We start from the raw sequence: 21483 nt of genomic DNA, 5'->3' as shown, positions 1-21483 counted from the left end.
TTCAAGTCCATGTTTGTCGCAGAGCGGTGGAGCGCCAGCGTTGGCGCTGAAAGCCGCTTGGCGAGTTGACGAATGTCAGTGCGAGCTTGCGGAAACCCAGAGAGCATGCCGTATGCGCGCCTTTCGCATAATTCACTGAACGGCGTGCGGTTTGGCGATTGATGGTGGATCTTCACTACCTTGATCGCGATGGAACGCAAAACCGGTACCCTCCTTTTGCTGATCGCACTCGGAGGCGGAGCGGCATCGCCGAAGGAAGACGATGATGAATATTGAACGGTATACCGAGCGCTCGCGCGGTTTCATCCAATCCGCGCAGTCGCTGGCGATGCGCGAAGGTCATCAGCAGTTTTCCACCCTGCATCTGCTGAAGGTCCTGCTTGATGACAGCGAGGGCCTTGCTGGCGGTCTGATCGACCGCGCCGGCGGCAATTCCCGTGCAATCCTGAAGGCGACCGAGGATGCCCTGAACAAGGTGCCAAAGGTCTCCGGTGGCGGTGCCGGGCAGGTCTATCTTGCACCCGAACTCGCGCGAGCCCTCGACGCCGCTGAAAAGGCAGCCGAGAAGGCCGGTGACAGCTTTGTCACGGTTGAGCGTCTCCTGCTCGGTCTCGCCATCGACAGGAACAGCGAGGCCGGCCAGCTGCTAGCCAAGGGCGGCGTCACCGCACAGAACCTAAATGCGGCGATCGAATCCCTGCGCAAGGGCCGCACCGCGGATTCCGCGACGGCCGAGAACGCCTATGACGCGCTGAAGAAATATGCCCGCGACCTGACCCAGGCCGCGCGCGACGGCAAGCTCGACCCGGTCATCGGCCGCGACGAGGAGATCCGCCGCACCATCCAGGTGCTCTCGCGCCGGACCAAGAACAATCCCGTCCTGATCGGCGAGCCCGGCGTCGGCAAGACCGCCATTGCGGAAGGGTTGGCGCTGCGCATCGTCAATGGCGACGTGCCCGAGAGCCTCAAGGACAAGAAGCTGCTGTCGCTCGACCTCGGCGCCCTGATCGCGGGCGCAAAGTACCGCGGCGAGTTCGAGGAGCGCCTGAAGGCCGTGCTCCAGGAGGTCACCGCGAGCGAGGGCAATTTCATCCTGTTCATCGACGAGATGCATACGCTGATCGGCGCCGGCAAGGCCGACGGCGCAATGGATGCCTCCAACCTGCTGAAGCCGGCGCTGGCGCGCGGCGAGCTGCACTGCATCGGCGCGACCACGCTCGACGAGTATCAGAAGCACGTCGAGAAGGACGCCGCGCTGGCGCGGCGCTTCCAGCCGATCTTCGTCAGCGAGCCCTCGGTCGAGGACACCATCTCGATCCTGCGCGGCCTGAAGGACAAGTACGAGCAGCATCACGGCGTGCGGATCACTGATTCCGCGCTTGTCGCGTCCGCAACGCTGTCCAACCGCTACATCACCGACCGTTTCCTGCCCGACAAAGCCATCGACCTCATGGACGAGGCTGCGGCGCGGCTGAAGATGCAGGTCGATTCCAAGCCCGAAGAGCTTGATTCACTCGACCGCGAAATCATCCGGCTCAAGATCGAGCAGGAGGCGCTGAAGAAGGAAAGCGATCTCGGCTCCAAGACGCGGCTGCAATCGCTCGAGAAGGAGCTTGCGGACCTCGAGGAGAGGTCGGCGGCGCTGACCGCGCGCTGGAGCGCGGAGAAGAACAAGCTCTCCAACGCCCAGAAGCTTAAAGCTGAGCTTGATGGGCTCCGCGTCGAGCTTGCCAATGCGCAGCGGCGCGGCGAATTCCAGAAGGCCGGCGAGCTCGCCTATGGCAAGATTCCGGCGCTGGAGAAGCAGCTCGCCGAGATCGAGGCCAACGAGAATGCGGGCGCCACGGTGGAGGAGGCGGTCACCGCCAACCACATCGCGCAGGTGGTCTCGCGCTGGACTGGCGTGCCCGTCGACAAGATGCTCGAGGGCGAGAAGGACAAGCTTCTGAAGATGGAGGAGGCGCTGAGTAAGCGCGTCGTTGGCCAGGCCGAGGCCGTGCGTGCGGTCGCGACCGCCGTTCGCCGCTCTCGCGCAGGGCTGCAAGACCCGAACCGGCCGATGGGCTCGTTCATGTTCCTGGGGCCGACCGGCGTCGGCAAGACCGAGCTGACCAAGGCGCTCGCCGAGTACCTCTTCAACGACGAGACCGCGATGGTCCGCCTCGACATGTCCGAATACATGGAGAAGCACTCGGTCTCGCGGCTGATCGGCGCGCCTCCCGGCTATGTCGGCTATGACGAGGGCGGCGCGCTTACTGACGCGGTGCGGCGCCGGCCCTACCAAGTCGTGCTGTTCGACGAGATCGAGAAGGCGCATCCCGATGTCTTCAACGTGCTGCTGCAGGTGCTCGACGACGGCCGGCTGACCGACGGTCAGGGCCGCACCGTTGATTTCCGCAACACGCTGATCATCATGACCTCGAACCTCGGTTCGGAGTTCTTGGTGAACCAGCCGGAGGGCGAGGACACGGCTGCCGTGCGTGAGCAGGTGATGGGGATGGTGCGCGGGCATTTCCGCCCCGAATTCCTCAACCGTGTCGACGAGATCATCCTGTTCCACCGGCTGCAGCGCAGCGAGATGGGACGCATTGTCGAGATCCAGTTCGCCCGGCTTGAAAAGCTGCTGGACGATCGCAAGATCACGCTCACGCTCGATGCGGACGCGAGGGATTGGCTCGCAGCCAAGGGCTGGGATCCCGCCTACGGCGCGCGGCCGCTGAAGCGGGTGATCCAGCGTTACGTCCAGGACCCGCTCGCCGAGATGATCCTCGCAGGCGAGGTGAAGGACGGCGACAAGGTCGCGATCTCGGCGGAAGGCAATGTCCTGACGTTCAACGGCAAGGCGCCGCAGACGGCGGAAATAGCACAATTCAACGCGCCATCTCCGAAACGGAGATTGCAATGAACGGTCTGCCTGGACGCGGCTAGCGTGCTGCGCCGGGAGTATCAGAACTGGTAGGGCTGGGGCGGCTCGCTCTGCAACGGGCGGGGATTGAGATCAGACAGAACGCAGCAGAAAGATATTGAGCAGGATGACATGGCACAGCGTTGCAGGCACTTGGCCGGAATTCATGACGTTGTTCCCAGTTCTCTTGGGTGTGAAGAATGCCTGCAACTGGGCGACCCATGGCTGCACCTGCGCGTCTGCCGAACCTGTGGTCATGTCGGTTGCTGTGATCAGTCGCCCAATCGGCACGCGACGAAGCATTTTCGTGCAACCGGTCACCCAATCATCGAAGCTTATGATCCGCCCGAAGGCTGGGGCTGGTGTTATGTCGACGAAATGATCTTTGACTTGTCGGACAGGCCGACGCCGCAACTAGGTCCGATCCCAAGATTTTATTGATGCGCCGCACCACGCCGCCCAATCGGATGCCCCCAACGCGTGGGCGAACCGTAGGCGACAGTTGATGATGCACGATGCTTTCCGGCGTTTGCGTTGACGGCTGTCAAGGTGAAGCGTCGCTCTACGCGTCATCGTCAGGTGAGAAAGCCAACCTGCTAGGGAGATGGACATGGTCGCGCGCAGTGCCAGCCGTAGTTCCGACCGACACGAAGCCAGACTATCGGACGACACCAAAGCTCAAACGAGAGATCCGCAACCTTATGATCAGTTCGAACTGCTGCCGATCGCCGGGAACTGGCGCCATGGTAAGGCAGAGCACAGGCTGGTCGACACGAATCCGTTTACCGGCGATGTCCTCCTCGAAATCAAGCAGGCCGATCGTCACGATCTTGATGCGGCGTTTGCAGCGGGTGCCAAGGCTCAGGTGGAGTGGGCCGCCTCATCACCGGCTGTGCGGGCGCAGGTATTTCGCCGCGCGGCAGACGTGATGGAAGTGCGCCGTGGCGAAATCGTCGATTGGCTGATCAAGGAATCCGGCAGCACGCGACTGAAGGCGAACCTCGAGTGGGAAGTGACTCACACGGTCATGCTGTGGGCGAGCTCGGTGCCCCATGCCGTCGAAGGCCGCTACATTCCGTCCGACATTCCGGGCAAGGAAAATCAGATGCGGCGCAAGCCGGTCGGAGTGGTCGGGGCGATCAGCCCTTGGAACTGGCCGCTCCATCTGAGCAATCGCACTGTCGCGCCGGCGCTCGCGGTAGGAAATGCCGTTGTGGTGAAACCGGCAAGTGATACGCCCGTAACAGGCGGATTGTTGTTGGCCAAAATCTACGAGGAGGCCGGCCTGCCGGCGGAGCTCCTGACCGTCGTTGTCGGCGCCGGCAGCGAAATCGGCGACGCTTTCGTCAGTCATCCCGTTCCACGGGTCATTTCGTTCACCGGCTCGACGCCGGTCGGCCGCGGGATCGCGGAACTTGCGGCGAAGGCCCCGATCATCAAGCGCGTCGATCTGGAGCTCGGTGGCAATGCTCCCTTCGTTGTGCTCGCGGATGCCGACCTGGATCAGGCCGTTGAGGCCGCAGTGTTCGGCAAGTTTCTGCACCAGGGCCAGATCTGCATCGCCATAAACCGCCTCATTGTCGAGGAGCCCGTTTATCACACGTTCGTCGAGCGCTTTACGGAGCGGGTGGGCGAAATTGAAAACCGGCGATCCCCGCGATGGCGATACCATGATTGGTCCGATCATCAACAACTCGCAGCTTCACAAGCTGATGGAACGCGTTCGCCGCGCCGGCGAGGACGGCTGCAAACAGGTGCTCGGAGGCGAGCCGGACGGACTCGTGTTGCCGCCGCATGTCTTCGTAAACGTCACTAACCGGATGGAGCTTGCCGCAGAAGAAATATTCGGCCCGGTGGCGCCGATCCTCCGGGTCGGCAGTGCCGAAGAAGCCTTGGCTGTGGCCAATGAAACAAGTTTTGGATTGAGCGGCGCCGTATTCACGCGCGATGTGCACCGGGGCGTGCACTTTGCCCAGCGAATGCAGGTCGGTATGGCTCATGTCAATGATCAACCCGTCATTGACTTGCCGACCTGTCCGTTTGGCGGCGAGAAAAATTCCGGCATTGGCCGATTCAATGGCTCTTGGGCGATCGAGGCTTTTACGACGGACCAGTGGCTGAGCGCCCAGCACGCGCCGCGGGGTTTTCCCTGGAATGCTTCCGCCGTGCAGGGGCCGTGGTTCTGAAAGGCGCATAGGATGGATGACCTATCCAACCCGGTTGTCGCCGGTCTCCAGACGAGCGGCAACAGCATGCTTGAGTCCCGCCACGAGCACATGTTTCCCAAGTTCGCGCCGGACGAGATCGATCGCATGCGCCGGTTCGGCGAGATAAAGCATTATGACGTCAATCAATATCTATTCCGGACGGGTGAGAGTCCGGCGGGCATGTTCGTCATGATTTCTGGCCGGGTATCCATCGAAGCTCGCAACCGACCTGGCCGGACGGAGAAAATTCTGGAATTGGGTGCAGGCGAAATCATCGCCGAAGTCGCCCAACTCTCCGGTGGACCCGCCCTGGTCGACGCGCGTGCAACCGAGCCCGTTGAAGCGCTGCTTGTTCTGCCGGCGAGACTTCGCGCCTTGCTGATCGCCGATGTTCAACTCGGCGAGCGCATCATGCGCGCTCTTATTTTGCGACGGGTGTTCCTTATCGAGGCCGGCGCCGGCGGCCCTTGTCTCATCGGGCACGACGGCCATCCCGGAATGGTGCGTCTGCTGGAATTCTTAACGCGCAACGCCTATCCGCACCAGGTGCTCGACCCCACAAAGGATCCGGATGCGCAAGCATTTTTGAAGCACTATCCTTGCAAGTCGGAAGAATTGCCGCTGGTGGTCTGTCCGAACGGGGCAATCCTGAAAAATCCGAGTGAAGCTGACTTGGGGCGGGCCCTGGGGATGGTACCCCCGGATCTCGAAGGGCGCCGATACGACGTAGCAATTGTCGGTGCCGGCCCAGGAGGACTTGCGGCTGCCGTGTATGCGGCATCCGAGGGTTTGTCAGTCGGCGTCTTCGACGCACGGGCGTTCGGGGGGCAGGCCGGTGCCAGCAGCTGTATCGAAAATTATCTGGGATTTCCGACGGGAATTTCAGGCCAGGCGCTGGCCGGGCGTGCCTATGTGCAGGCACAGAAGTTCGGAGTCGAGATGATCATCCCCGAGACGGCCACGAACCTTCGTTGCGAGCACCATCCGTTCGCGATCGAGCTCTCCGACGGTCGGAGCGTCACCGCGCTGAGCGTAGTGATCGCGAGTGGCGCGCGCTATCGTAGGCCAAACATATCGAATTTGGAGCATTTTGAGGGGCGGGGAGTCTGGTACTGGGCCTCGCCGATCGAAGCTCGTCTATGCCGAAACGAGGAGGTGGCGCTGGTCGGCGGAGGCAACTCCGCGGGGCAAGCGGCTGTGTTTCTAAGCCGCTATGCCAAGAAAGTGTGGATGCTTGTGCGGGGACCCAGCCTCTCCGAGAGTATGTCGCAATATCTGATCGACAGGATCGCAGCGACAGCGAATATCGAGTTGCTCACCTGCACCGAGATCGTAGGGTTGTCGGGTAAGGAGCAGGGCCAACTCGATCGGGTCCGCTGGCGCGACAAGCGGACCAACGCGGAAGTCGAGAAAACGATTCGCAACGTCTTCATGTTCATCGGTGCGGAGCCCGCAACAGAGTGGCTGAGCGGTTGCAACGTCAGCCGCGACAGCAAGGGGTTTGTGCGAACAGGCACAGACATACCTCCTGACGACCTTCTATCGGCTGACGGCGCAAGCCTGCCCGCATCGCTCGAGTCGAACGTGGTGGGTGTGTTTGCAGTGGGTGATGTGCGTTTCGGATCCGTCAAGCGCGTTGGCGCGGCGATCGGCGAGGGAGCCACCGTTGTGCAGCAGATTCACGCCTTTCTCGAGACGGCGCGGACCAGCCGAAGCGGAGAGCCGGTGCAGGCCGCCGCGGCATGATGGAGATGAGATAGCGGTCGAGATGGCCTATCCGCTCGCGAGAGCCTCCCGATGTCATGCCTCGCCCGCACCTGTCCGGCCGCTGTAGCGATGTCTATGGCGTAGCAGCGTCGACGATCACTAAGCGGCCGGAGGCGAAAGAACTCCGTGGATATGACGCCTGTCAATGCGACTGGCGGTGAAGAATGGCAAACGTGTCCGATGATCGCGCAACTTCCCCCTGACAAGATGCCGCCGCCGCGCCCAGAGGGCGTGCGGCAGTTCCAGCGACTATTTCGCGAGGCGGCTGGTCTAAACTTGGACAAGGCCGACCTCAAGCGCTACGAGCAGTTCATCGATCACAGGATTTATCGGCTGCTAATGCGCGCCGAGGCCGATGCCAAAGCTGGCGGCGACGTCCTGATCGAGCCCTGGAATCTCCCGATCACCGCCGGGCTCCAGGAATGTATCGAGCAATTCAGAAAAATGGATGAAACGATAGAGCTGGCGCCGATTCTCGACCGTCTCGCTCATCGGCCGCCGCTGCAATTCACCTATAGCGACGAGACCGAAGCAATGCTGCCGGACCTTGCCGGGGGGCTTGGCGTCGCGGTCGCACGAGCACTGAAGATCATCGAGCCGGACTTGAAAAATCCGCAGACCAGGCACTGGGAACTCGCCTCGCGGATCTTCGAGCTGCTGCTGTAGTCTGTCGCACCTAACATCGATATCGGGGTCATCTGCCGGTGATCTCGTCCATCGATCTCGGCAGGGGCGATGTTCAAGTTTTGCAATATCGGTCACGCCGGAGCATGCATGAAAATCAGTCCTGTTGTGAAAGACAAGGGAGTGCCCCCTATGACTCTGATGGAGACCACCCGGACAATCGTGCTTCCTTCAGGTGAACATATTCCCAAACTCGGCCAAGGGACTTGGCGCATGGCGGAGAATCCGCTGAATCGATCGAAGGAGGTCAACGCGCTGCGTCTCGGCATCGATCTCGGCATGACCCTGATCGATACGGCTGAGATGTATGCGGACGGTGGTGCCGAGCGTCTCGTCGGCGAGGCGATCAAGGGACGGCGTGACCAGATTTTTCTGGTGAGCAAGGTGCTACCTCAGAACGCCACGCGGCACGGCACCGTGGCGGCCTGCGACCGCAGTCTGGCTCGGCTGCGGGTGGATGAGATCGACCTCTATCTGCTGCATTGGCGGGGGTCGGTTCCGCTCGAAGAGACCGTCGATGCCTTCGAAACCCTGGTGGGCGCGGGTAAGATCCGAAACTGGGGCGTCAGCAATTTCGACGTCGCCGACATCCAGGAGCTGGTCGACTTGCCCAATGGTGCAAATGTCGCGACCGATCAGGTGCTCTACAATCTCGCGCACCGCGGCATCGAGTACGATCTCATGCCTTTGTGCCAGCGCAGCGGCTTGCCGGTCATGGCCTATTCGCCAATCGAGCAGGGTCGTGTGTTGCATCACGTCACGCTCAAGGCGATTGCAGCGCGTCTCGGCGCGACACCGGCACAAGTGGCGCTGGCCTGGGTGCTGCGCCAGGATGGCGTATGTGCGATCCCGCAATCAGGCAAGCCGGAGCATGTGCGCGAAAACAGTGGCGCACTCGACGTTCGCCTAACGCCTCAAGATCTGGCCGAGCTCGATGAAACCTTTCCGCCGCCCGATCGCAAGCAACCTCTGGCGTCGCACTGATTCGGGAGACATTGAGCCATGAGCAAAGAGGACCGCCACATCGTTTGCCCGCATTGCACGTGCATTAACCGCATTCCGGCCCGGAGGGATGCGCGCCAAGCGAAATGCGGACACTGTCGACAGCACCTCTTTACTGGACATCCGATGCCGGTTTCCGCGCGCAGCTTCACCACTCACATCCAGCGCAACGATATTCCGGTTGTGGTCGATTTTTGGGCGGCATGGTGCGGGCCTTGCAAAGCGATGGCGCCCGTATTCGAGCGCGCCGCCGGCGAGTTCGAACCCGAGCTTCGCTTCCTGAAGGTTGACACCGAGGCGGAAGCGGAACTGTCGGCTCGCTACAACATTCGAAGCATTCCGACCCTGATGCTGTTCCACGGAGGTAACGTCGTCGCTCGACGCGCCGGCGCACTGGGCGTCGAGGCATTGCGCGAATGGTTGCGCCAGCATGCGCCTTCAGCCGCGCCTGCAGCCTCATGAATTGCAGAAGAGGGTGCCTTATGCCAGCGACCGGCTCGTGGTGCCGCCGAACAGCAGGCGCCCCCTTTCAGATGCTTGCGACGACGTGCCACTGCATAAATCATGTCACGCCAAGGGGCTATCTCGGTCCCGTGCACGCGCTTTGACAGGCGTCAACGTCATCTATGGCCCTAGTCGATAAAGTGAAAGTCAAGGATAACTGGTCTGGCCATCATTCGTGGAGGCGGTCTGGCGTCGCGTAGACAAACCCCAGGAGGAAATCGCGTTTCTGCTTGCCGGCTTGAAATGGGCCGATGGGTCTCCGGTCGATCCGGCGATGTGGCAGAACTGGCTGGCGGCGGCGCAGAGCGTGAAGGAAGAAGGAGCCAGCCCACCTTAGCCTACCCGCCCCCGGTCTGCGTAGCGCTTGATCGCGCCCTCGCGTTACGCCTCGCCAAACCGCGAGGATCAAAGTCTCTGTGGCGCCTTCGCCGTTGATTCCGTAGAAGACGGGCAATGCCACGAAGATGCCAGGGCGCCACGCCACGTGCACGCTCCCGGCAGGGGCCGCATATCACGGCGCGGGGCAAACACCGCACGATGATCGGGCCAGATCACTCCGGCGTAAGCAAATAACGCTAGGCGTGCCTGCAGCTATTGGGCGCCTTCCACGGTTGCCACTGGACGGCGAATATCCTGTCTCGAGTGTTTGCTTCTACACGAAAAGTACTGCGTGCTTTTCCGGAGGGCTGCGCAGCATGGGGCTGACTCTGGGGATTTTAGTTGATAGCCGTCAAAGTATGACAGTTATGGCGATGTGAAGGTGCAGCACCCACAAACGGGGAGCGGCGGGATATGCCGGCTTCGCAAGGGTTTGCATCATGCTAACCACTATCTGTCGCCTCTACGATGCCTATGACATGCCAACCGCGTGATCCTCTTATTGGAAGTGTCCGGCGTTCCGCTTTCGGACACCGGTCTGATTTCCAATAACTGCGATGCCTGGTATCGTGGCCCGGCGAGGCCTGACGCGGTGCCACTGCGCAGGCAGCGCGAAAACAGCGATGCAGGCACCGGGATTGAAAGTACGGCGATCAGTGCGACCGCCGCAACCGCAGGCCTTATTACAATAGTTGCCGTGCCCGGGGTTGGTCCTGTGGTCGGGGCGGGCTGCCTCGCGCCCATGTTGTGCAGCATTGCGATCGGTGGAGTCACGGGTGGCCTCCCGGGCGCGCTGACGAACGCGGGAATCAACGAAGGAGCTGCGCAGGTTTTTGTCGAGGTCGTGCGGCGGGGCGGAACGCTGGTCACCACACGAGTGCCGCAGGAGGATGTCCCCGCATCGGAGCGCTGATGAACCGCGGCGCCGTAGATCTTGCAGAGCGGAGCGAACTCTATCGCAAGGCGGGGTGGTTTTCTTTCGACCCCAATGCGCCATCTTATACCGCCGACCAGGTCCGTTGCGAACGCGCTCTGCACGCCCGATGAGCGGAACCGTGAGGAACGAGATGACCGAGACGACATACGTGATCGCGCCCACAGCATTGAAACGAACTTGCAGGAACGAGTAATGAGCCGCTATGCCGCCAATGATCAACGATCAACATTCGGCACGGCACCGGAAGCTCGGATCGAAGCCGGTCTCCGCCAGCACATGCAGCGCATCTATGGCTATATGTCAGCGGGGCTGATGTTGACCGCCCTCGTCGCCTATGCTGCCGCTGTTTCCGGCTTCTATCAGGCGATCGCCGGAACACCGCTGCTCTGGCTCGTCATGCTGGCGCCCCTCGGCTTTGTGCTCGTTCTAAGCTTCGGGCTTGAACGCATCAGTGCGGGCACCGCGATCCTGGGGCGCTGGCGCTCTAGCTCGACTTCATAAATCTCTTCATGATGCTGTTGCAATTGTTCGGCCAGCGCCGTCAGAACTGATTCGGCGGGCGGGATAATGACGCGACTTCTCATCGTGCTCGGGCGGTTTGCAGAATTGATACACGCGCCGGAAGCTGATCATCTGAGGCGTTTTCTGATCCGGAAAGGCGACGTCAAACCTCGTGATCGCCACATGGATCGCAATCCCTACCTCCGCCGTTCGTATAACGATACTCTCTTTCCGCCGACGATTGCCGGTCCGATCGAGGATCGTGCCATGCGCGAGCCAGTGACCAACGGTCTCGGCGCGCGCTGAACGTGCTTCCGACGCGGGCAGGGTGGCATTGTCGATAGCCGGCAGCATTCCGGAGGCAGCGGCGGCCAAGGTCGCGGCGCACTCGAAATCACCGCGATGGAAATGGTCCATGGCTGCGTGTATCTGGCGCATTGATGCGTATCTGACAGAGGTTTCGATAAATGACACGCTGATTATTGTGATCTCCCACTCTCGGCCGGTGTCCAGGGGAATTCACGTGGCGGCTGCAATTCGCTGTTGAGGAGGTTCGAAATATCCCGCCGCTGCATCGGATCACTGCAAGCGACGCCTATGCGCTTGGCATCGGCGGCGCGCTTGTGAACCATGCACAGTATCTTCGCGCATTCCGGACAATGATTTGACCTGAAGATTCTGCCCATCGGTGGTGCTCGCGCCTGTTTGAATCTTTTGATATTCTTCTGCAAGGCGCAAATTGCGACCATGATACCCGTCAATAGATAAGAAGAAATCGCGGAAGGAGGGATCGCTGACGATCCGCGCCGGGTAGGAGCGGCCGGAAGAGCGGAAGGAGGCGCGGCAGGGAATGCCGCGGCCTTCGATCAACTCCTTCCGCTGGAAAAGTTCGGTCGCTTGAAGGCGCTCGTTGAGGCATGACGCGTCGTGTCATGTCGCCGTTTCTCACTGCGCGAGATCGTCAGGCCGAGTTTCCCTTTGGAGCACGATCAGCTCGCTTGCCGCTGGCGCGACTAGTCCGCAACCGTTCGACCAGCGCATTGGCCACGGTGTTCGACGACGCGGGATTCTGTCCTGTGATGAGATCGCCATCAGACACGGCGTAAGGCTGCCACTTGTCGTGCTTGGAATAGTTGCCGCCGTTATTCCTCAGGATGTCCTCGACCAGGAAGGGAACAACCTCAGTCAGCTCCATCGCGACCTCCTCGGCGTTGGAAAAGCCGGTGACGGATTTGCCGGCGTCGAGGGGCCGCCCATTCGCGGCCCTGGTGTAGCGCAAGGCGCCGGCCCCGTGGCAAACCAGTGCGACGGGACGCCCCGTGTAAAATAAGGTCTCGATGATTGTGATCGAATGCGGGTCATTGGCCAGATCCCATAACAGGCCATGACCGCCAGGATAGAAGACAGCGGCATAATCGGTGACTGAAATACTCGACAATGTTCTGGTATTCGCGAGCTCGGCCTGTGCGTAACCATCTGCCTGGAACCGAATGGCCGCGTCGGTCTGCATCTTAGGTCGTTCACTCCTGGGATCCACTGGAGGCAAGCCTCCATTAGGAGACGCAAGCGTCGGCTCGGCCCCGGAGCTCCTGAAAATGTAATATGGTGCAGCGAATTCCTCAAACCAGAAGCCGGTCATCCTTCCGGTGTTTCCGAGCTGGCTGTGCGACGTGAGGACGATCAATAGTCTCATGAGGACCGGCTCCTCTGCTGCATTATCGCCAACGCTGGTCGACACAGGCTTTCGCCTTTTCGCCGCGGTCCTGTTCCAGTGAAGGATAGTCCGTGTAACCTTTCTCGCCGCCACCATAGTAGGTCGTCGGGTCGTCCACGTTCAGTGGCGCACCGACGCGCAGCCGTTCAGGCAGGTCGGGATTGGCGATGAACTTGCGGCCGAAGGCGATCAAATCGGCCTGGCCATCGCGCAGCCATTGCGTGGCGCTATCGGCGTGGAAGCCCCCGGCCACGATGAGTGTTCCCTGATACTTATTCCGGATCAGTCGAGCCATGCTGAGGGCGTAAGGCTCCGGCTTCTCGCCCTTCTGCATCTGCTCGAGCGCCGGATTGACGATGTGCAGATAGGCCAAACCATAGCCGGAGAGTTGCTCGGCGATGTAAGCGAACGTCGATTCCGGAGCGTCGTCGCTGATGTCGTTCATCTTGCCGAGAGGCGAGAGGCGGACGCCGATCCTGTCCGCCCCGAGAATGGGAATCAAGGCTTCCGTGATTTCAAGCAGAAGACGCGCCCGATTTTGAACTGGGCCGCCATAGGCGTCGCTGCGACGGTTGGTGCTGCTCTCGATGAACTGGTCGATCAGGTAGCCGTTGGCCGCATGAATCTCGATGCCGTCGAACCCGGCGGCCTCCGCATTCCTCGCCGCGCGCTCATACTGTCTGATAAGGTATGGCATCTCCTCAAAAGTCAGCGCGCGTGGACGCACAAATGGAACCAGTTCTCCCTCGCCCCGCTCGTTTTCGATGAAGGCCTTGCCCGCGGGCGTGATTGCCGAGGGCGCTACGGGAAGCATGTTGTCCGGCTGCAGGGCCGGATGTGAAATGCGGCCGACGTGCCAAAGTTGGTTGAAGATCAGTCCATCAGCATCGTGCACAGCCTTCGTGACCTGTCGCCAGGCTTCGACTTGTTCGCGGCTATGGATACCCGGCGTCCAGGCATAGCCCTGGCCTTGCATCGAGATCTGGGTGGCTTCGCTTATGATCAGGGCGGCAGACGCGCGCTGCGCATAGTAACAGGCCGCGAGCTGGGACGGCACATTGCCGGGCTGTCGTGCTCTTGAACGGGTCAATGGCGCCATGACCACTCGATGGGGCAGCCTGAACGGCCCGAGCCGGTATTCTTGGAAGAGGGGGGTCGCTTTCCCATTTGGAACCGCGTGGAGCGCGCGGACGTGCGTTGTAGCGGTGACCATATTGCCTCACGTCGAAGGAGTTACCTGATTCAAGCCTTCAGTATCGAAGTGTCCGAAGATCTCTGGATCTCTACACCGTAATCTAGCGGCGGATTGGTACATCGCGCTGACAATCGTCAATGCCCTAACGTCGGAGAATATTGAGGTGTGGTCGCGCAGGCGACAGAGACCATCGACGTGGAGGAGGCCGGCTTGAGATGGCGGCTTGGTTCGCCGGCCCCCGGCTCACGGTCAAGATTCAATTGGTACGCGCGTGATCGTTCGTCCTAGTTCATCGGTGACAACGACAGAAAAGCCAGACCAGTCACCATCCCGCGCCAACTCACGAGCAATGGTCAGTCCCTGTTCCGCGGCGTGGCGGGGCGATTGGAAAACGCTTCCGCATTCGTCGGGATAGTTCGCTCCGTTCTCAATATGAAAGAAGAAGCGGCCTCCTTCTGCGGGTGTCGTCGTTTGCGGATCCCCAACTTGCTGTCCTCCGTTCAGGCGATCGAGATAGCAGCGCGCCGCATACCTCAGGGGTTCCGTGATCGTGGCGATCAGCGGTTCAACATCTTGAGAAAAATGACGTCCGATCCGCTGGTGAACGCCAAGTATGACGGAATGACCCGCAGTGTCCGTGAGCCGCGTTCCCAGGATGTCCCGAACGCCGCAGCGCAACACGAACTCGTTGTACCACTCGCTTCTCCGCAAAAGTGCCTCTGGAAGGCATGTGGAGAGCATTATCCAGTGTGCATCCAGCAGTGGCGAGTATGGATCGAGCGCGGCGTAGTGGTCGACGTAGCGGGATTTGAACTCGGCGCTGAGACCGAAAAAGAGGGCTTCATCGACCGTACCGGTTGTCTTATTCGTGACAATCAACGCCGCACCCGCCACGCCCGCCTCATCCATCAGCCTTCGAAGCGCTTGTGGCCAGGCATCCCGTGACATCGCTGCATCGTGAAGTGTTGAGAGAAGTGACTGCATGATCCCTGGCGTTCAAAAAGATTGGCGAAGCCCGCAAACGCATCAATTGGAGCGTTCGGAAGCCGTACTCCGCATGGCCTGGATGTCCCGGAGCAGGCAGCGTAGCCCATATAATTGATCCAGCAGATACAGGACCAGCGCGATACCTTCGTCGTTGACACCCAGGTCGCCCTTGAGATCCTGGATGAGGTGTGCACGGGCGAGATCCTGCTCGGAAAACGGATGCCCTGGTCGATGCGCTACCAGCCATTCTGCATCCAACCAGGCTTCAATCGTAGAGGAATCGAGGTGACATCGATCGGCGAATTCTTGGAGCTGCATTGTCACACTCCCATCGACTGTCTTGGGCTATCAGAAGGCTGCCACTCACTCACAAACCGTTCGAGATCCGGGTCTGGCTTTTTCGGCAGAATCAGTTTCAGCGTGACGTACTGGTTCCCTCTGCTGCCATCGGCCCGCGGCACGCCGCGTCCCTTGATCCGAAGAACCCGGCCCGAGCTCGACCATTTTGGCACGGAGACCGCGACGGCGCCACTCACGGTTGGTACCTTGAGCTTTGCGCCCAGCACGCTTTCTTTCAGTGAGATCGGCAGGTCCAGGTGGATGTCGTCGCCTTTGCGGACGAAGTAGGGGTGCGGCAGGACACTGATCTCGATCAGGGCGTCGCCTGGCGGACTGTCTCCGGCGCCCCGACGACCCTTCCCCTTCAGGCGGAGAATCTGGCCGTCGCTGGTGCCAGGAGGAATGTTGACCTCGAGCGTACTCCCGTCGGGCAGGACAATGGATTGCTTGCCGCCGTTGACGGCATCGAGAAAGTTGAGCTCGAGGTGATATCGGACGTCAGCCCCGCGTCCGCGCCGGGTGGCGCGGCCGGCACGTCCAAAGATCTCGGAGAGAATGTCATCGCTGCCTGCGAAGTCACTGAAATCGGCAAAGCCGGCACCACTGGTGTAGCCCGACCCGCCATCCCGATCAGCGAAATCCCGGTAGTATCGCCGGGGTTGCTGCTCGGTACCTGATGCATCGATCTCGCCGCGGTCGAAGCGGGCGCGCTTGTCCGGATCGTTCAGCAGATTGTAGGAGGCAGAGAGTTCCTTGAATTTGTCCTCTGCCGTCTTGTTGCCGGGGTTGAGATCAGGGTGCAGCTTCTTCGCGAGCCGCCGGTAGGCCTTTTGGATGTCAGCCTGTGTCGCGTCTCTCTTGACGCCCAGCGTTGCATATGGGTCTGCAGCCAACACCAGCTCCTGTTATGCGTCGGCCGGCCCGAGCGGGGGCCGTTCATTGTTGCGGGGGTGACGGCGATTGTGATCTAGGCGATTTGGCTACAACGACCCGGGCCGGCCGCAAGAGACGGTCGTGAAGCATGTAGCCGTTCTCCAAAACGTCCACGACGTTCCCGGGAGACTGATCGGGCCGATCGGTTTCCATAACTGCTTCGTGCTTCATCGGGTCGAATGGCCGATTCAGAGCCTCGATTTCTTCGACACCGAAGCGCTTCAGGATCTGTGTCAGGATACGATCGGTGGCGACGACTCCGCCCAGCAGGCCGTCGTCGTCCTTGGCTCCCGGGTTCGGCGAGCCAGTGTCGATGGCTCGCCGCAGATTATCCGCGACCTGTAGCAGTTCGCGGGCAAAGTCGGCGATCGCATATTGCCTGGCGTCTTGGACGCGACGCTCGGCGACGCGTCTCGTGTTCTCGGCGTCCGCAAGCGCACGCATCAGGCGGTCGCGATCGGCGGTGGTCTCCTGCGGCTGGTCGCTTTCCTTGCGCTCACCCGCGGGAAGCTCGCCGAGCCCATCATCCATGGTCTTGGTAGCCATGTCGTGCTCCATCTGTGGCGTTCGGGCCGATTGGAAGGCTTCAAGAAGCCTTTCGATCGCCGGGATCGACTTCTTCGAATTCCGCGTCGACGACGTCCTCGCCGCTGCCAGACGATCCCGCCTGTCTGCCGCCGGGAGCGCCGCCTTGGGACGCTGCGCGGTTCAAGGCTTCGCCGATCTTGGATGCCGATTGCTGCAAGCGCTGGGTTGCCTGCTGGATCGCTGTCACGTCCTCGGCGCCCAGCCGTTGCTTTGCCTCGGCGATCGCCTGCTCGATCTCCCTCTTGACGTCGGCAGGGATCTTTCCGTCAGACTCCTTCAGGGCCTTCTCGGTGCTGTAGATCACCGCGTCGGCCTGGTTGCGGGTTTCGATGAGCTCCTTGCGCCGCTTGTCCTCGTCGGCATGGGCTTCGGCCTCCCTGACCATCCTCTGGATGTCCGCTTCGGTCAGGCCGCCGGAGGCCTGGATCCGGATACTCTGCTCCTTGCCACTTGCCTTGTCCTTGGCCGATACGTTAACGATGCCATTGGCATCGATATCGAAGGTCACCTCGATCTGCGGCACGCCCCGCGGTGCCGGCGGGATCCCGACTAGATCGAACTGTCCAAGCAGCTTGTTGTCCGCCGCCATCTCGCGCTCACCCTGGAAGACCCGGATCGTGACCGCGGTTTGATTGTCCTCCGCTGTCGAGAACACCTGGCTCTTCTTGGTCGGAATGGTGGTGTTGCGCTCGATCAGCTTCGTCATGACGCCGCCAAGGGTCTCGAGGCCCAATGACAAGGGTGTCACGTCGAGCAGCAGGACGTCCTTGACATCGCCTTGGAGAACGCCGGCCTGGATCGCGGCACCGACCGCGACCACTTCATCGGGATTGACGCCCTTGTGAGGTTCGCGCCCGAACAGCTTCTGCACGGTCTCCTGAACCTTTGGCATGCGGGTCTGGCCGCCGACCAGCACGACTTCGTTGATATCCGACGGCTGCAGGCCGGCGTCCTTCAACGCTGCCTTGCAGGGATCGATGGTGCGCTGGATCAGATCATCGACGAGCGCTTCGAGCTTGGCGCGCGACAGCTTGATATTGAGATGTTTCGGTCCGGCCTGATCTGCGGTGATGAAGGGCAGATTGACGTCGGTCTGGGTGGCGCTGGAGAGTTCGATCTTGGCCTTCTCGGCCGCATCCTTGAGCCGTTGCAGGGCGAGGCGATCTTTGCGGAGGTCGATTCCGTTTTCCTTGCGAAACTCGTCCGCCAGATAGTCGATGATCCGCTTGTCGAAATCCTCTCCACCGAGAAAGGTGTCGCCATTGGTTGATTTCACCTCGAACACGCCATCGCCGACCTCTAGGATCGAGACATCGAATGTGCCGCCACCGAGGTCATAGACCACGATCTTGCCACTGCCTTTCTTGTCGAGGCCGTAGGCCAGGGCGGCCGCAGTTGGCTCATTGATGATGCGCAGGACTTCCAGCCCGGCGATCCGGCCGGCGTCCTTGGTTGCCTGGCGCTGCGCGTCGTTGAAATAGGCGGGCACGGTGATGACGGCCTGAGTGACGGCGCCGCCAAGAGTGGCTTCCGCGGTTTCCTTCATCTTGGTGAGGATGAAAGCGCTGATCTGGCTCGGACTGTACTTCTTACCCCGGACGTCGACCCAGGCGTCGCCATTGTCGCCGCGCACGATGTGGTACGGCACCATGGTCTTGTCCTTCGCCGTGATCGGGTCGTCGTAACGCCGGCCGATCAGGCGCTTGATCGCGTAGATCGTGTTCTCGGGGTTGGTGATACTTTGACGCTTGGCCGGCTGCCCGACCAGGACTTCGCCATCGTCCGTGAAGGCAACCATGGAGGGCGTGGTGCGCCCGCCTTCGGCATTCTCAATGACCCTGGCTTTGCTGCCTTCCATTACGGACACGCACGAGTTGGTGGTTCCGAGATCGATGCCGATTGCTTTTGCCATGATCAGATTCCTTCGGATTCGAATGCGGCGGACGGCGGCACCGTCCTAGAGTTTTGGGATGGGAGGCGAGACGCTTCGAGCCGGGCTGTGAGGAGATAAAGGGCTCTGGCGTCTCGCCGCGCCGACGGTCAAGCAGCTTCCTTGACTTCGATCTTCTTCGGTTCCGGCTTTGCGGGCTTTGGAATCGTGATCTTGAGGACGCCGTTGGTCATCGTCGCCTGGACGGACGAGGGATCGATGCCAGGTGGCAGCTGCAGCACGCGAAGGAACACGCCATAGCTGCGTTCGCTATGCTGGACATTCTTGTCGCTCTTGTCCTTGCCGCCGTCCGCGCTCTGCTCCACCTTCTTCTCGCCGCGAATGGTGAGCGTATCGTCCTCGATGGAGATGTCGACGTCCTTGCGCTCGAGCCCCGGCATTTCGGCGGTGACTTCGATGGCTTTGTCTGTTTCCGCGATTTCGATGTTCGGTACGAGCTGCTGTCCGTTGGGGCTCAAGCCCTGCGAAAACTCGCTGAACAGGCGGTCGATTTCCCGGTGCAGGCCGAACAGGCCGAAGTCGGGCCGCATCAGCATTCCTGCATCACGAGACGGGACGAGTGATCGTAACCTCATTGAATTCTCCTTTTTCAGCTTGCGATGCAACTCTGGGCTCTAGGGGCTCACGACGATGCGATCGTCGACCCTGCTCACGCCGGGCGCCGACCAGGCGACGCGCTCGGCCTCTTCGCGTTCGATCCAGGAGCGTACCGTTCCCTTGAGGACCACTTCGCTGCCGTTAGCCTCGACCTGGATCCGGTTGGCGTCGACTTCCGCGTTTCGCTTGAACGCGTCCTGAATCTTCTGCTTGAGCTCGGAGGGCTGGACTTTCGGCTTGACCGTGATCACGTTTATGACGCCCTTGACGCCTTTGACCTTGCGGACCGCGTTTTCAGCGGCGGATTTTTGATATTGCCATTCGGCGGAACCTTCGAGCGTGATCCAGCCGTCCCTGACGGTTGCCTTGATCTTGTCGTGAGAGATCGGAAGCTCCGACTTGAGCGCGGTGACCGCGTCGCGTGCGATATCAGGATCCGGGCGCTGATCGATCGATGGCAGCCGGACCTCGATGTCATTGGCTATGGCGCGAACGCCCGCTACGCGCTTCGCCGCGGACTCGGCCTCAAGCCGGTCGGCGTAGCTGTGCGTGAAACCTGCAAGCGTGACAACGCCGTCCTTGACCGAAACGGCAATGTCACTGGCATCGAGGTCGGGATCCCATTTCAGTTCGTCACGGACATCACGTTCGATCTCGCTGTCTGACTTCATGACTGGCTCCTGGCATTTGCGAGTGGTATTCCCGGCGCGGCTCCGTCATCGCCGATAGGGGCAATTTACGCGTGACGAGCAAGCGAGCCATGACGACCGTCAACTTCCGTCTCCACTTTCTCGCTTGAGCTTGTGAGATCCGAACTGCATGAAGGTCGCCAAAGATGATCTCTGTGAGCCTAGTGAAAGCAACTGGGAGAAATGACGCGGCCGCAGCATGTGTCGCGGCCTCGTTACGGTCGCCCGAGGCGTTCGTCACCCAGCCAGGGATCCGGACGAAGTGAGTGCAGCGGCAGATCTTCCGGCCGCTTTTCCAGATCGATTTCATGGACGTGCACGGCCTGCCCGCCATGCCGCATCAGAATCTCCTGGGCCTGAGCTTCCTTCTCAGGTGCGCGAACCCGAACCCAAATCAAGAGGCCATCCCATTCTGCTACCGGCTCCAAACCTCTGGCGCGCTCGCGGCGCAGTAGTCGGTATATGGGCACTATGACGACCGCACCTGTGAAGATCCCGATCAGGATCGACCACATGGCGACTGCCATAGCCTCATAGCCTTTGATTATCAGGAAAAGAGCGGAGCCAACCGCTGCGATGCAGCCGAGAACGCTGCTGGCGACGGCTTCGGCGCCAAGCAGATCGTCGTCGCCAAAGAAGGGCTGTCTCGGCGTGGTTGGCATGTCGGCGAGATCGGCCGGAGGAATCACAGCGTAATTCAGCCGTCGCTGCACTTCGTCGGGAGAAGCGCTGATGTCGATGTCGGAGCGATCGAATCCCGACAGAAGAAAATCCTGGGCCGCGTCATCGAGCGTACGTCGCGAGTGAAAGACACCGGTCACTTCGCGAGTGCGGGTACGGTCCAGGATCGTGTCGGTTGATCTTGACATCGACATTTGATGCGGCCGTCAAGAGGATCGGTAGTGGAATTCCGATAGCTTCTTGAGCTCTTCCTTGGAAGCGCCGGGAAGAGTGACCTTGCTGCCGGTGTCATCGATGACGAGGCTATCAAACGGCACCGCGACCAGATGGCCGCCTACGCCGAGAAAGCCGCCGACCTGCAGAATCGCGAAGTCGAGTTGTTTCTTGTCTTTGCTGGCAATCACGTCATCCAGGCTCCCGATCTTCTCATTCTTGTCGTTGTTGACGGTGCTGCCGATCATCTTGCTCATGCGATAGCCCTGGGCGACGACGCTCAAGTCGACCTTGACGAGAGCTACGCCAGCCTGAGGCAGGGCGGGATTGCTGCTGAGGACGGCCACGATTGCGGCAAGTGCCGCCAGACCGGAATATTTCGTCCACTTCGCCGCGTTCTGCCGGGAAGGCGTAGCCGCGCTGACCATGAGTTTTGAAAGGGGACGTCGGATGGTTGCTTCCATGTTTCTCTCCTGTGACTGTCAGTGGGTTAGCGAGTACCCCCTTTGAACCAGCAGTGCGCTGACCATTGTCAATTCGCAGATCGCTTAATCGCCACCGCGGGTGAATGCCTTGATTGTCCAACCGTCATGACTGCGAATTTGCGGCAACCTGCGTCTGGATCGATGCCGTGAGAGAAACGAAGCCATTGGAACCATCGAGCCGTAATCCGAGTAGGGGCCCGACGACTCGGTCGCACGCACCATCGAG

22 protein-coding genes and 1 pseudogene are annotated in these 21483 nt (G+C 60.8%); 10 read left to right on the top strand and 13 right to left on the bottom strand.

Annotated features, from left to right (window positions below; translation table 11 throughout):
* Positions 1–265: 265 nt before the first annotated feature.
* The 10 genes and pseudogenes from clpB (at position 266) to IVB19_RS27475 (ending at position 10885) form a co-directional block, all read left to right on the top strand.
* Positions 266–2905 carry an ATP-dependent chaperone ClpB gene (clpB, locus tag IVB19_RS27520; protein ID WP_247820192.1) on the top strand — a complete coding sequence of 880 codons (2640 nt, stop codon included), beginning with the start codon at positions 266–268 and terminating at the stop codon, positions 2903–2905.
* A 132-nt stretch (positions 2906–3037) separates the two neighbouring features.
* Positions 3038–3346, top strand: a complete 309-nt coding sequence (locus tag IVB19_RS27515) for a UBP-type zinc finger domain-containing protein (RefSeq protein WP_247821713.1) — start codon at positions 3038–3040, stop codon at positions 3344–3346.
* A gap of 163 nt (positions 3347–3509) precedes the next feature.
* Positions 3510–4484, top strand: a pseudogene (locus IVB19_RS27510) (aldehyde dehydrogenase family protein); the annotation flags it as partial.
* A 91-nt stretch (positions 4485–4575) separates the two neighbouring features.
* Entirely contained in the window at positions 4576–5091 is a 516-nt protein-coding gene (locus tag IVB19_RS27505) for an aldehyde dehydrogenase family protein (RefSeq protein WP_247820190.1), read from the top strand.
* Positions 5092–5103: 12 nt separating this feature from the next.
* Entirely contained in the window at positions 5104–6858 is a 1755-nt protein-coding gene (locus IVB19_RS27500) for an FAD-dependent oxidoreductase (protein ID WP_247820184.1), read from the top strand.
* 153 nt (positions 6859–7011) lie between these two features.
* Complete coding sequence (locus tag IVB19_RS27495; protein ID WP_247821712.1) at positions 7012–7545, top strand: DUF1931 family protein; 534 nt, start codon at positions 7012–7014, stop codon at positions 7543–7545.
* Positions 7546–7701: 156 nt separating this feature from the next.
* The gene (locus tag IVB19_RS27490; protein ID WP_524536766.1) at positions 7702–8547 is read left to right on the top strand and encodes an aldo/keto reductase; all 846 of its coding nucleotides are present in this window, start codon (positions 7702–7704) and stop codon (positions 8545–8547) included.
* A gap of 18 nt (positions 8548–8565) precedes the next feature.
* Positions 8566–9027, top strand: coding sequence for a thioredoxin TrxC (trxC, locus tag IVB19_RS27485; protein WP_247820183.1), 462 nt, complete (start codon positions 8566–8568; stop codon positions 9025–9027).
* A 910-nt stretch (positions 9028–9937) separates the two neighbouring features.
* Positions 9938–10360: a hypothetical protein gene (locus IVB19_RS27480; RefSeq protein WP_247820182.1), complete on the top strand. Its 423-nt coding sequence runs from the start codon at positions 9938–9940 to the stop codon at positions 10358–10360.
* Positions 10361–10576: 216 nt separating this feature from the next.
* Complete coding sequence (locus IVB19_RS27475; RefSeq protein ID WP_247820181.1) at positions 10577–10885, top strand: Bax inhibitor-1 family protein; 309 nt, start codon at positions 10577–10579, stop codon at positions 10883–10885.
* A 6-nt stretch (positions 10886–10891) separates the two neighbouring features.
* Here the strand turns inward: IVB19_RS27475 and IVB19_RS27470 are convergent, their stop codons facing one another.
* The 13 genes from IVB19_RS27470 to IVB19_RS27410 form a co-directional block, all read right to left on the bottom strand.
* On the bottom strand, positions 10892–11302 hold the full coding sequence (locus tag IVB19_RS27470; protein ID WP_247820180.1) for a hypothetical protein: 411 nt from the start codon (positions 11300–11302) through the stop codon (positions 10892–10894).
* A gap of 162 nt (positions 11303–11464) precedes the next feature.
* Positions 11465–11755, bottom strand: a complete 291-nt coding sequence (locus IVB19_RS27465) for a hypothetical protein (RefSeq protein WP_247820179.1) — start codon at positions 11753–11755, stop codon at positions 11465–11467.
* Positions 11756–11846: 91 nt separating this feature from the next.
* Positions 11847–12578, bottom strand: coding sequence for a type 1 glutamine amidotransferase domain-containing protein (locus IVB19_RS27460; protein ID WP_247820178.1), 732 nt, complete (start codon positions 12576–12578; stop codon positions 11847–11849).
* Positions 12579–12600: 22 nt separating this feature from the next.
* Positions 12601–13812, bottom strand: coding sequence for an alkene reductase (locus IVB19_RS27455; RefSeq protein ID WP_256474566.1), 1212 nt, complete (start codon positions 13810–13812; stop codon positions 12601–12603).
* 231 nt (positions 13813–14043) lie between these two features.
* Positions 14044–14703 (bottom strand): DUF6894 family protein, encoded by a 660-nt coding sequence (locus IVB19_RS27450; protein ID WP_247820176.1) that lies wholly within the window; start codon positions 14701–14703, stop codon positions 14044–14046.
* 117 nt (positions 14704–14820) lie between these two features.
* Positions 14821–15099 (bottom strand): chaperone modulator CbpM, encoded by a 279-nt coding sequence (locus IVB19_RS27445; protein ID WP_247820175.1) that lies wholly within the window; start codon positions 15097–15099, stop codon positions 14821–14823.
* 2 nt (positions 15100–15101) lie between these two features.
* Complete coding sequence (locus tag IVB19_RS27440) at positions 15102–16013, bottom strand: DnaJ C-terminal domain-containing protein (RefSeq protein ID WP_247820174.1); 912 nt, start codon at positions 16011–16013, stop codon at positions 15102–15104.
* Between the two features lie 43 nt (positions 16014–16056).
* Positions 16057–16599 carry a nucleotide exchange factor GrpE gene (locus IVB19_RS27435; RefSeq protein ID WP_247820173.1) on the bottom strand — a complete coding sequence of 181 codons (543 nt, stop codon included), beginning with the start codon at positions 16597–16599 and terminating at the stop codon, positions 16057–16059.
* Positions 16600–16639: 40 nt separating this feature from the next.
* On the bottom strand, positions 16640–18553 hold the full coding sequence (dnaK, locus tag IVB19_RS27430) for a molecular chaperone DnaK (RefSeq protein WP_247820172.1): 1914 nt from the start codon (positions 18551–18553) through the stop codon (positions 16640–16642).
* Positions 18554–18681: 128 nt separating this feature from the next.
* Positions 18682–19167: an Hsp20/alpha crystallin family protein gene (locus IVB19_RS27425; RefSeq protein ID WP_247820171.1), complete on the bottom strand. Its 486-nt coding sequence runs from the start codon at positions 19165–19167 to the stop codon at positions 18682–18684.
* A 39-nt stretch (positions 19168–19206) separates the two neighbouring features.
* Entirely contained in the window at positions 19207–19860 is a 654-nt protein-coding gene (locus IVB19_RS27420) for a BON domain-containing protein (RefSeq protein ID WP_247820170.1), read from the bottom strand.
* Between the two features lie 233 nt (positions 19861–20093).
* Positions 20094–20747 carry a hypothetical protein gene (locus IVB19_RS27415; RefSeq protein ID WP_247820169.1) on the bottom strand — a complete coding sequence of 218 codons (654 nt, stop codon included), beginning with the start codon at positions 20745–20747 and terminating at the stop codon, positions 20094–20096.
* A gap of 18 nt (positions 20748–20765) precedes the next feature.
* Entirely contained in the window at positions 20766–21236 is a 471-nt protein-coding gene (locus tag IVB19_RS27410) for a PRC-barrel domain-containing protein (protein ID WP_247820168.1), read from the bottom strand.
* Positions 21237–21483: the final 247 nt, after the last annotated feature.

Source organism: Bradyrhizobium sp. 187 (genome assembly GCF_023101005.1).
GTDB classification, from domain to species: Bacteria; Pseudomonadota; Alphaproteobacteria; order Rhizobiales; family Xanthobacteraceae; genus Bradyrhizobium; species Bradyrhizobium canariense_D.
This window is presented reverse-complemented; position numbering and strand designations above follow the sequence as displayed.

Bases quoted from the DNA above. Each gene is read 5' to 3' on its own strand.
- IVB19_RS27415 (WP_247820169.1), bottom strand. From the start codon at position 20,747: ATGTCAAGATCAACCGACACGATCCTGGACCGTACCCGCACTCGCGAA.
- dnaK (WP_247820172.1), bottom strand. From the start codon at position 18,553: ATGGCAAAAGCAATCGGCATCGATCTCGGAACCACCAACTCGTGCGTG.
- IVB19_RS27410 (WP_247820168.1), bottom strand. From the start codon at position 21,236: ATGGAAGCAACCATCCGACGTCCCCTTTCAAAACTCATGGTCAGCGCG.
- IVB19_RS27455 (WP_256474566.1), bottom strand. From the start codon at position 13,812: ATGGTCACCGCTACAACGCACGTCCGCGCGCTCCACGCGGTTCCAAAT.
- IVB19_RS27500 (WP_247820184.1), top strand. From the start codon at position 5,104: ATGGATGACCTATCCAACCCGGTTGTCGCCGGTCTCCAGACGAGCGGC.
- IVB19_RS27495 (WP_247821712.1), top strand. From the start codon at position 7,012: ATGACGCCTGTCAATGCGACTGGCGGTGAAGAATGGCAAACGTGTCCG.
- IVB19_RS27420 (WP_247820170.1), bottom strand. From the start codon at position 19,860: ATGAAGTCAGACAGCGAGATCGAACGTGATGTCCGTGACGAACTGAAA.
- IVB19_RS27475 (WP_247820181.1), top strand. From the start codon at position 10,577: ATGAGCCGCTATGCCGCCAATGATCAACGATCAACATTCGGCACGGCA.
- IVB19_RS27435 (WP_247820173.1), bottom strand. From the start codon at position 16,599: ATGGCTACCAAGACCATGGATGATGGGCTCGGCGAGCTTCCCGCGGGT.
- clpB (WP_247820192.1), top strand. From the start codon at position 266: ATGAATATTGAACGGTATACCGAGCGCTCGCGCGGTTTCATCCAATCC.
- IVB19_RS27450 (WP_247820176.1), bottom strand. From the start codon at position 14,703: ATGGATGAGGCGGGCGTGGCGGGTGCGGCGTTGATTGTCACGAATAAG.
- IVB19_RS27505 (WP_247820190.1), top strand. From the start codon at position 4,576: ATGATTGGTCCGATCATCAACAACTCGCAGCTTCACAAGCTGATGGAA.
- IVB19_RS27470 (WP_247820180.1), bottom strand. From the start codon at position 11,302: ATGGACCATTTCCATCGCGGTGATTTCGAGTGCGCCGCGACCTTGGCC.
- IVB19_RS27460 (WP_247820178.1), bottom strand. From the start codon at position 12,578: ATGAGACTATTGATCGTCCTCACGTCGCACAGCCAGCTCGGAAACACC.
- IVB19_RS27445 (WP_247820175.1), bottom strand. From the start codon at position 15,099: ATGCAGCTCCAAGAATTCGCCGATCGATGTCACCTCGATTCCTCTACG.
- IVB19_RS27515 (WP_247821713.1), top strand. From the start codon at position 3,038: ATGGCACAGCGTTGCAGGCACTTGGCCGGAATTCATGACGTTGTTCCC.
- trxC (WP_247820183.1), top strand. From the start codon at position 8,566: ATGAGCAAAGAGGACCGCCACATCGTTTGCCCGCATTGCACGTGCATT.
- IVB19_RS27425 (WP_247820171.1), bottom strand. From the start codon at position 19,167: ATGAGGTTACGATCACTCGTCCCGTCTCGTGATGCAGGAATGCTGATG.